A 1,613-nucleotide genomic window follows, 5' to 3' on the forward strand; every position below is an offset into this window, starting at 1 on the left:
CGGGCCAAATGGCGGTGTCAGTGAATGATTACTCATGGGCCTCGTGATAAAGCGCAGAGCCCTGTTCGCGGAACTCCTTGGATTTTTCTTCCATGCCCGCTTCGGCCTGGGCCACCTGGGCGGTGCCGTCACCGTAGATCTCGCGGACTTCCTGGCTGATCTTCATGGAGCAGAATTTCGGCCCGCACATGGAACAGAAATGCGCCACCTTGTGGGCCTGCTTGGGCAGGGTCTCGTCGTGGTATTCACGGGCCCGGTCCGGGTCCAGTCCCAGATTGAACTGATCTTCCCAGCGGAATTCGAAACGTGCCTTGGACAGGGCATTATCACGCAGCTGCGCGCCGGGATGGCCCTTCGCCAGATCCGCCGCGTGGGCAGCAATCTTGTAGGCGATGATGCCTTCCTTCACGTCTTCGCGATTGGGCAGCCCCAGGTGCTCCTTGGGCGTCACATAGCAAAGCATGGCGGTGCCATACCAGCCGATCATGGCCGCACCGATGGCGCTGGAAATGTGATCGTAGCCGGGGGAGATATCGATGGTCAGCGGGCCCAGGGTGTAGAACGGCGCTTCCCCACAGTGCTCCAGCTGCTCATCCATGTTGGCCTTGATCATGTGCATGGGCACATGGCCGGGGCCTTCGATCATCACCTGCACGTCATGCTTCCAGGCGATCTTGGTCAACTCGCCCAGGGTGCGCAGCTCACTGAACTGGGCTTCATCGTTGGCATCGGCCAGGGAACCGGGGCGCAGGCCATCGCCGAGACTGAAGGTCACGTCGTAGGCCTTCATGATCTCGCAGATCTCTTCGAAATGGGTATAGAGGAAGCTTTCCTCATGGTGCGCCAGGCACCACTTGGCCATGATCGAACCACCGCGGGACACAATGCCGGTAACCCGGTTGGCGGTCATCGGCACATAGCGCAGCAGCACGCCGGCGTGGATGGTGAAGTAACTCACCCCCTGCTCGGCCTGCTCGATCAGGGTGTCGCGGAAGATTTCCCAGGTCAGGTCTTCGGCCACGCCGTTGACCTTTTCCAGCGCCTGGTAGATGGGCACGGTGCCGATGGGCACCGGCGAGTTACGCAGAATCCACTCGCGGGTTTCGTGAATATTGTCACCGGTGGACAGGTCCATCACCGTGTCACCGCCCCAGCGGGTGGCCCAGGTCATCTTGGAGACTTCTTCCTCAATGGAAGAGGTCACCGCCGAGTTGCCGATGTTGGCGTTGATCTTGGTGAGGAAGTTGCGGCCGATGATCATCGGCTCGATTTCCGGGTGGTTGATGTTGACGGGGATCACCGCCCGGCCCCGAGCCACTTCATCACGGACGAACTCCGGGGTAATTTCCGCCGGAATCGCCGCGCCGAAGCTCTGCCCCGGATGCTGGTTCACCGGCAGGCCCGCTTCGCGATGCTCACGCAGCCGCTGATTTTCGCGGATGGCGATATATTCCATCTCGGGAGTGATGATGCCCTGGCGCGCGTAGTGCATCTGGCTGACATTCTTGCCGGCGCGGGCGCGGCGAGGAATGCGCGTGTGCTCAAAACGCAGGCCGGCCTTGGCCACGTCGTTGGCCCGCTTGCGGCCATACTCGCTGGTCAACCCGGCCAGC

1 protein-coding gene is annotated in these 1,613 nt (G+C 61.5%); it reads right to left on the reverse strand.

Going from position 1 to position 1,613, the window contains the following annotated elements; all coding sequences use genetic code 11:
- Window positions 1-28 precede the first annotated feature (28 nt).
- A partial coding sequence (gene thiC / locus A3730_RS19895) for a phosphomethylpyrimidine synthase ThiC (protein WP_063538759.1) occupies window positions 29-1,613 on the reverse strand: 1,585 nt, incomplete at its 5' end.

It is taken from the genome of Alcanivorax sp. HI0044, assembly GCF_001634945.1.